This window comes from Bacillus sp. 05T22, assembly GCF_056396765.1.
The window spans coordinates 1-6,904 of the sequence record NZ_JBFTMC010000164.1 but is presented as its reverse complement, the minus strand read 5'-3'; the positions used below and the strand labels follow the sequence as shown (position 1 = coordinate 6,904).

Annotated in this window: 7 protein-coding genes and 2 pseudogenes; 1 reads left to right on the top strand and 8 read right to left on the bottom strand. The window is 31.7% G+C overall.

The annotated features are described in order from the left end of the window. The 7 genes and pseudogenes from AC1DIT_RS26450 to AC1DIT_RS26420 all read right to left on the bottom strand — a co-directional run. The coding region (locus tag AC1DIT_RS26450; RefSeq protein WP_476998527.1) for a nucleoside triphosphate hydrolase at positions 1-500 on the bottom strand (500 nt) is incomplete at its 3' end. A 590-nt stretch (positions 501-1,090) separates the two neighbouring features. Beyond that, positions 1,091-1,882, bottom strand: coding sequence for a phosphotransferase (locus AC1DIT_RS26445; RefSeq protein WP_016113581.1), 792 nt, complete (start codon positions 1,880-1,882; stop codon positions 1,091-1,093). Between the two features lie 468 nt (positions 1,883-2,350). Beyond that, a complete protein-coding gene (locus tag AC1DIT_RS26440) occupies positions 2,351-3,136 on the bottom strand; it encodes a GNAT family N-acetyltransferase (RefSeq protein ID WP_016113580.1) in 786 nt (261 codons plus the stop codon). 532 nt (positions 3,137-3,668) lie between these two features. Next, positions 3,669-3,776: a YjcZ family sporulation protein gene (locus tag AC1DIT_RS26435; RefSeq protein ID WP_077295697.1), complete on the bottom strand. Its 108-nt coding sequence runs from the start codon at positions 3,774-3,776 to the stop codon at positions 3,669-3,671. A 485-nt stretch (positions 3,777-4,261) separates the two neighbouring features. Further along, entirely contained in the window at positions 4,262-4,369 is a 108-nt protein-coding gene (locus tag AC1DIT_RS26430) for a YjcZ family sporulation protein (RefSeq protein ID WP_000505670.1), read from the bottom strand. 844 nt (positions 4,370-5,213) lie between these two features. Next, a pseudogene (locus tag AC1DIT_RS26425) lies at positions 5,214-5,351 on the bottom strand (DUF3967 domain-containing protein); the annotation flags it as partial. Positions 5,352-5,520: 169 nt separating this feature from the next. Continuing rightward, entirely contained in the window at positions 5,521-5,901 is a 381-nt protein-coding gene (locus tag AC1DIT_RS26420; protein WP_016113579.1) for a BA_1872 family lipoprotein, read from the bottom strand. A gap of 587 nt (positions 5,902-6,488) precedes the next feature. Here AC1DIT_RS26420 and AC1DIT_RS26415 point away from each other — a divergent pair. Then, positions 6,489-6,608 (top strand): annotated as a pseudogene (locus AC1DIT_RS26415) (IS200/IS605 family element RNA-guided endonuclease TnpB); the annotation flags it as partial. A gap of 119 nt (positions 6,609-6,727) precedes the next feature. Here the strand turns inward: AC1DIT_RS26415 and AC1DIT_RS26410 are convergent. Further along, on the bottom strand, positions 6,728-6,904 hold a 177-nt coding region (locus AC1DIT_RS26410; protein ID WP_476998528.1), incomplete at its 5' end, for a thiol-activated cytolysin C-terminal domain-containing protein.

Here is a 6,904-nt window from a genome sequence, read left to right as displayed (position 1 = left end):
CCTATCTGCATTGTTCCATCTTCATTGAAGTAATATGTTTGTCCCTTGATAGTTTTTTGACCTTTCGCCATGACACCATCTTCTTCAAAATAATACCAAGAGCCATTGATTACTTTCCAATATTTAGCCATAGTTCCATCTTTGTTAAAATACCATGTTCCTGAATAAGGTCCATCTTTAAATTCTAACCAATCTGTATGCATTGTTCCATCTTCATTGAAGTAATATGTTTGTCCCTTGATAGTTTTTTGACCTTTCGCCATGACACCATCTTCTTCAAAATAATACCAAGAGCCATTAATGTCTTTCCAAGATTTAGCCATAGTTCCATCTTCATTATAGTAATACCAGTTTCCTTTATCTTGAACCCAACCACTCTTTTCTTGAACTTGTTCAATTGTATCCGTATTATTTTGAGAAACTACATTTTCTTCTGCATGAGATACTGCAGGAACGATAAACATTGTAGACATTAAAATTGGTAAAATAATTTTCTTCATTTTCCATACCACCCAAATAATGAATAATTTTAGTTTTTATTTCCACAAACAGAATTATATTATGATATTTAAATGTAATCAATAGTTTTTGTAATAAAAATGTAATATTTTTTATCAAACAGAAACAAAGATTATTTTAATGTAATTTTTATTACCTTTTTGTTATGATTTTATACCATAAATTTTCAAATCATTTATTTCTTTGAGAGATTAAAAGTACATGGAAAGCTAGCATTCTGGAAGGAAGGCGAAATCAGAAATGAGAGTTTATACATTAATAGATTAGAATTAAATCTTTTCGAACAGATAAAGAGAAAATGAAGATGTTAAGTATAACAGAATCGAATATTATCAGTTTCAAGATACACTTTATATTGCAAACTACAAGAAAAAACATACTAAAACGTGTTTGGTGAAATTTCACAGCTCCCCCAAAACGAAATTTTCGTTTTGGGGAACAACCAATTTCTTAACTTGATGGAAAAAAGACAGGTTGTTTTTAAAGGTTAATTTGCATAGTAAATAACACGCAAAAAAGCTCAAAGTCTCTATATGACTATGAGCTTTACTTTTGTATAAGACTTATTTCATTAAATCCACTCTTTTCCATGTTCACGAATGAACTTAATATCGTTTTGATAATGTTCAAGGTGTCCTTCATCTATCATTTTTTGAAAATTTATATCGCCTTCTTTGGCTTTTCTTTTCATGTATTTACATAATCCTTCTAATCGTAGCAATACCATCTCCAAATAATCTTCTTCCATACCCTCACCGTAGGATTCAAAAAACAATTTAACTCTTTGTCTTATACGGTCGGCATGCTGTAATAAATTATAATAAACTGCCTCACCTGTTTCAGTATGATAAACTCTACTTAAGGGGACACAAGTGTAAAGAGTATAGGCTATGTCCCAAAGTCTTGGACCAGGACCAGCAACATCAAAATCAATAATACCTACTGGTTTTTCGTGATTAAAAATAATGTTGTATATTGCAAAATCATTGTGGCATACAACCTCTATTTTATTTGGAGTATTATCCATTGGTTTCCAATCATCTGATAATGGAAAGTCACTCACAGCATCATGGTAAAGACGGAGCATCTTCGCTATTTCTTTTAAAACATCATTAGACCAAATATATTCTTTTAAAGGATAATTACCAGCTTCTCCTTCAATAAATGATAATATCTCTCTATCTTTTTCATCAATACCTAAAAACTTTGGTGCATAACTAAACCCTTTGTTTTCCAAATGATTTAATAGCTTATGAATTTTGTTACTGTCTGGCTTTAATTCTCGTCGAACAGTACCTTCCGAACGATATACATTTGAGACATTCCCTCCCGTTAGCATTTCTTCGTTTTCGTAGTTTGACATCTGATAATTCCCCTCCATTATTAGAAAACTAGACACTCTTAAAACAAATGCCCATTGTTCAACAATCCTGCTCGTTAACGGAACAGGAACCACTTTGCTTGTCTTTATATTTTAACATAAATTTCCTATTCCTTTTTTCACCACCTCGAATAGCAACTTTAATCGCATCAAAAATAACGAAATGACAATGGTTATGGTCATCCTGATAATTGATGTGCTATTGCACTTGTTAATTCAACAGTGAAAACCGGATAAACCTTTACATATCAACAAAAAAATCGAGTATAAAACCTTTGTGATTTTATACTCGATTTAACCTGCCATTTATAGGGTTTCTTCATGTTATCTGAACTACTTAAAATTAATAGGACTCTTTTTTAGTTTTGAAAGTAAACTTTAGTATAGAAGTTTACTTTCATTACACTTGTTAACTAAATATTTTTCTTTAGCAAAATAAATTGATTTTTTCTATCCCTCGTGAATTTCTTTAATACTTTTTCCTTCTAAAAACGCATGTCCCGTTTTAATTTTTTCTACTGTTTCAAATCCATACTTTTCATACACTTTTTCTACTGTTTCGTTAATTGGGATCACCCAAAGATTATCTAGTCCTCTATTCATTACTTCACTTTGAATAAAGTGAATAAGTTCACCTATTAACCCTTTACCTCTAAACTTTTCAATTGTAGCTACACTTTCCATTCGGGCTTGTTTTTCATGTTCAAAAATACAAGCGATGGAACATGCTACTCCATTGTATCTAAGTAGATAGTGAGTGAATGCTGGATGTTGGAATTCATCTTGAAAAGCTTTTTTTCTAACTTCGCCTCCTAACTCTTTTATACTACATTCAATATCTAAAGCTTCTTCAAAATTTAATTCAGATACCTTTTCAATAGTAACCTTTTCATTTTTATCTTTTTTAGTTAATTTCTTATTCCATAATTGGACTGGACTTATTAATTCTTCAAATCCAAAATTCTTTATTTGTAATTCAGAAATCAGTTTTTCTTGCATATCTAAGTTGTATATATAAAATCTAGGTACTATATTTTTAGTCTTATAGAAATGGACTACTTCATCTACTATCATTTGTGGATTTAAACTTACTACACTTACATGTGCATGATTTGCATCATAATAATATGGGTTACTTTCATTACAAAATATAGAACCCCATGATTTCTCTATTCGGCTAGTAAAGGTTTCAAGATATGCAAAATCAAGCTCAAGAACATTTTTTAAACTAGTCATACGATATTCCCTCTTCTCTATTTATTTCTTCAATATCTCCTGTACTTTATTATACATTTAAATATTTTAATTTTCAGTTTTTTGGTTAAAATATATTTCATACCCTTCAAAAAAATATTTTCAATAAAAATGAAAGTAAACTTTTTTGTTATTAGTTTACTTTCAATATCCCTAAATCATTGACTTTAAACCGAATCCTCTAATATCTTCAAAATACCCAACAAAGGTATACATTCAAAATACTATAAATAAAGAGTTTAGGACATCCATAAACAAAAAAGAAAAAACTAGATCTATACTAAGGATACCTCCAGCATTTCAGAAAAAAACCACGCTAAGCAAATTCAGATAAGAAAAGAGCCGAGTTTTACCCTGTTAAGAGTAAATCGAAAAAGAAGATTGATGGTTCTTTTTGCTATGATAATGAACCTATGATTGATGAATTGATTTAACTAAACATAGTCCCTGCACAATGTGTGGGGATTTTTTCATAAAAAAGACACTCATAAGAGTGTCTTTTCTCATTGTTTTTTTAGCAGAAGCAAGCAGCTCCAACTATGATTAATAATATAAAGAGCACAACGAGTAAGGCGAATCCTCCAGCAAAGCCGCCACTGCCACAACTACCACCAAAGCCCATAATAGTTCCTCCTTTACCTAGGAGGGGAAAACATTGGGTCATTCATGTGTTTTAACGGTTTACATTACCTTATGTTTTTAAAGGATATATGAGCAGGTCCTTTAAAAAAAAGACACCCAAAGGTGCCTTTCTCCGGCTTGAACCACTCTACTTTTAATAATATAAATTGAATTCCCATTCGCTTGCCATTTTACCATATTTATCTATATTCGTTATTGAGAAAAAATAAAAAGCTCCTTAAATCAGATCTTCTATGCTAAGTTCCCTAAATTATTATTTTTTTATACATAATCATCATTCCATGGGGTACCGTTCATATTTTACTAGAGGGAATATATGATTTTCCTGTTTTGCTCATGGGTAAGATATGTATTACTATGAGGGTGTTCACCTGAAAGTGTTATTTTACACTTGGCCCTGCACAATGTGTGGGGATTTTTTCATAAAGAAAAGACACTCTTATGAGTGTCTTTTCTCATTGTTTTTTAGCAGAAGCAAGCAGCTCCAACTATAATTAATAATATAAAGAGTACAACGAGTAAAGCAAATCCTCCAGCAAAGCCACAACCTCCACAACTACCACCAAAGCCCATAATAAATAGTTCCTCCTTTAAGTAAGAGGGAAAAACATAGGAGTTCACATGTAACGGATTCGGTTTATTTTATGTTGTTACGATCTAATTGAGCAGGTCCTTTCTTTAAGAAAAAAAAAAGACACCCTCAGGTGCCTTACTCCAACTTGAACCACTTTACTTTTAATAACATTTTTTCTTCATAAATGTATCTTACAAGGTTTATTTTACTATATTTATATATATTATTTATCGATAAAATAAAAAACACTCTTTCGAGGGCCTTAATTAGGGGTACAGACCGCAAATCGGAAAAAACCACGCTAAGCAAGTTTCAACATGAAAATAAGTGAGGTTAACATAACCCCACTTACCGGTAGCAAACCAGAAAAAAACGGAATCTACATAATGTTACTTGCAACTTTACTGCACTTTTATTAGTACAATCTTCTCCTCCCCCTTGAGTGGTCATACCAATTACACCTTTATTAAAACATTAAATTTTTTATGCGTAAATAGTAGAATTTTGTCGATTATATTCAACAATTTAGTTATAGCGTATTAATGTAAGTGAAAATATTATACTTCTAAAATTATTGTTTAATATCATTCAAGTAATTATAATGGTTACACCTTGATATATCTGGTTAAAAAATAACTATTTTAATCTACAAAAAAACATTAAATACAATTTAAATATTTTTAACATAATTTAATCACCCTCCGTATACCGATTCCCTTTATTTGGATATGGAAAATTGCATATTCAAGTAAAGACGTAAATACGATTTGCTCTTATAAATAACTAGCTATAGAGAAAGAAAAATTATTGTTGAGAGTGATGTATGGTGACCCCTATATCTAATCACATATGATCAACATAAAAAAGAAAGTGATACCATTTCTTTTCATTACTTGCTGCAACTATCTGTTTTACCTCTTGAAGTTCACGCATAACAGTCATAACAGCTTTATCACGATCAGTAACCTGTTGTTTTTCTATAAGTATAAGTAGGAGAAATTGATAAAGTCTTGCCGTGGCCAACGGATTTACCGTCTAGATACAGAGTGCTGAAAAAAAGTGAAGTAAACGTAAAATTGATGAGCATGTGTTGTGCCAGAACCAACTGGAAATGGAAACGGCAAGCGGGTACACTCCGCTTGCCGATTTTTCATAGCTTCGTATGTATTTGAATTCCTTTCGCTTTCTCTTCTTCACCCTTCACGCGTACAATTAAATCATATGATCCGGATTTTGGCGCTTCAAAAGAAAGCAAACCTTCTTTTTGAGAAGTGACTTCTTCTTCATAAATGACCTTATCGTCTTTTGTGACTTGCAATAAAATCGTACCTTCTTCAACGGCTGCCTCATAAGGTATTTCCACATTTCCTTTTTCAGCTTTAATCGTTTGCACATCGTGATACCCTTGCAGGGAGCCAATTTTTAAAGTCGTTTCGCCATTTTTTTGAACCTTTGTGACTTTTGTTGCTGTATTGCATGCGCTTAACAATACAACAAGAGTGAGAATGAGAAATGAACGTAGCAATTTCATAGAGATTCCCCTTTCTTTTTTATCATTATAAAATTTTACCATTGCGGTAACTATTTTATCATTTTTTGATAAGCCAACATACTCATCAAAATTAAAAATTGTTATTTACTGATAACCTGTATGACATCCGCATCCTTTCAGCCTAATAAACTCCCGTAAATTTACTTGAACTACATTTCTTTTTATAAATTTTAATACAGATTCTCTTGAACGTTCGATTTCATTTTTATTTTCATTATAGAACTTTGACACATACGTTATAACAGTCATATTTGTATCATTAACTGTCCGGGGTAACACGCACATTTTAATGTTTTTACACTCTAAGGTATTCTCAAACCTCAATAACATAATTTGAATTGAGATTTTGATTTAAAGATGAGTTTTGAGACAATATTTAAGCTATTTTCAGCACTTTTTACATTGAAGCACCTTTGTTTTAAATACCTACGTTTTTGAGATTGGTGATATCGATTAGAGTAGTAAAATCAACGTTTTTTCATGTCGAAATTTGCTTAGCGTATATTTTAGTTGAAATGTGGGCGCAACCCCATCGCCATCAACCTAACGAAATTAAATCCCCCCATAACGAAAATATTGCGATTGAAGGCAACAAAATGAAATTACCTAAACTTGCCCTTGTTCGCTTTGCCAAAAGTCGTGAAGTAGAAGGGCGTATTTTAAATGCAACGATTCGGCGCAACCCGAGGTTAGTTTAAAAGTCGGTGAACAGTTTGACTTGGAACAGGCCAATATAAAAGTAAAGCGCCGATATACTTGTGACCAAGTAAAAAAGCGCCCTGTAAACAGGGCGCTTCACTTTTACCTAATGACTAATATTAGCACTTGGATATAATGTTGTTCCTCCAATTGAAACTTTCATTTCATTTGTTAATGGAACATTTTGTTCATTAATAATTGTTCTCCACCATTCCCATGCAAGACCTGTACATTCTCTTGCTACGACTTTTACATTTTTTGAATTCGGCGGAAGTGGTATTAT

Excerpts from the sequence above, each read along its gene's own strand:
- AC1DIT_RS26435 (WP_077295697.1), bottom strand. The coding sequence starts at position 3,776 with ATGGGCTTTGGTGGTAGTTGTGGCAGTGGCGGCTTTGCTGGAGGATTC.
- AC1DIT_RS26445 (WP_016113581.1), bottom strand. The coding sequence starts at position 1,882 with ATGTCAAACTACGAAAACGAAGAAATGCTAACGGGAGGGAATGTCTCA.
- AC1DIT_RS26420 (WP_016113579.1), bottom strand. The coding sequence starts at position 5,901 with ATGAAATTGCTACGTTCATTTCTCATTCTCACTCTTGTTGTATTGTTA.
- AC1DIT_RS26430 (WP_000505670.1), bottom strand. The coding sequence starts at position 4,369 with ATGGGCTTTGGTGGTAGTTGTGGAGGTTGTGGCTTTGCTGGAGGATTT.
- AC1DIT_RS26440 (WP_016113580.1), bottom strand. The coding sequence starts at position 3,136 with ATGACTAGTTTAAAAAATGTTCTTGAGCTTGATTTTGCATATCTTGAA.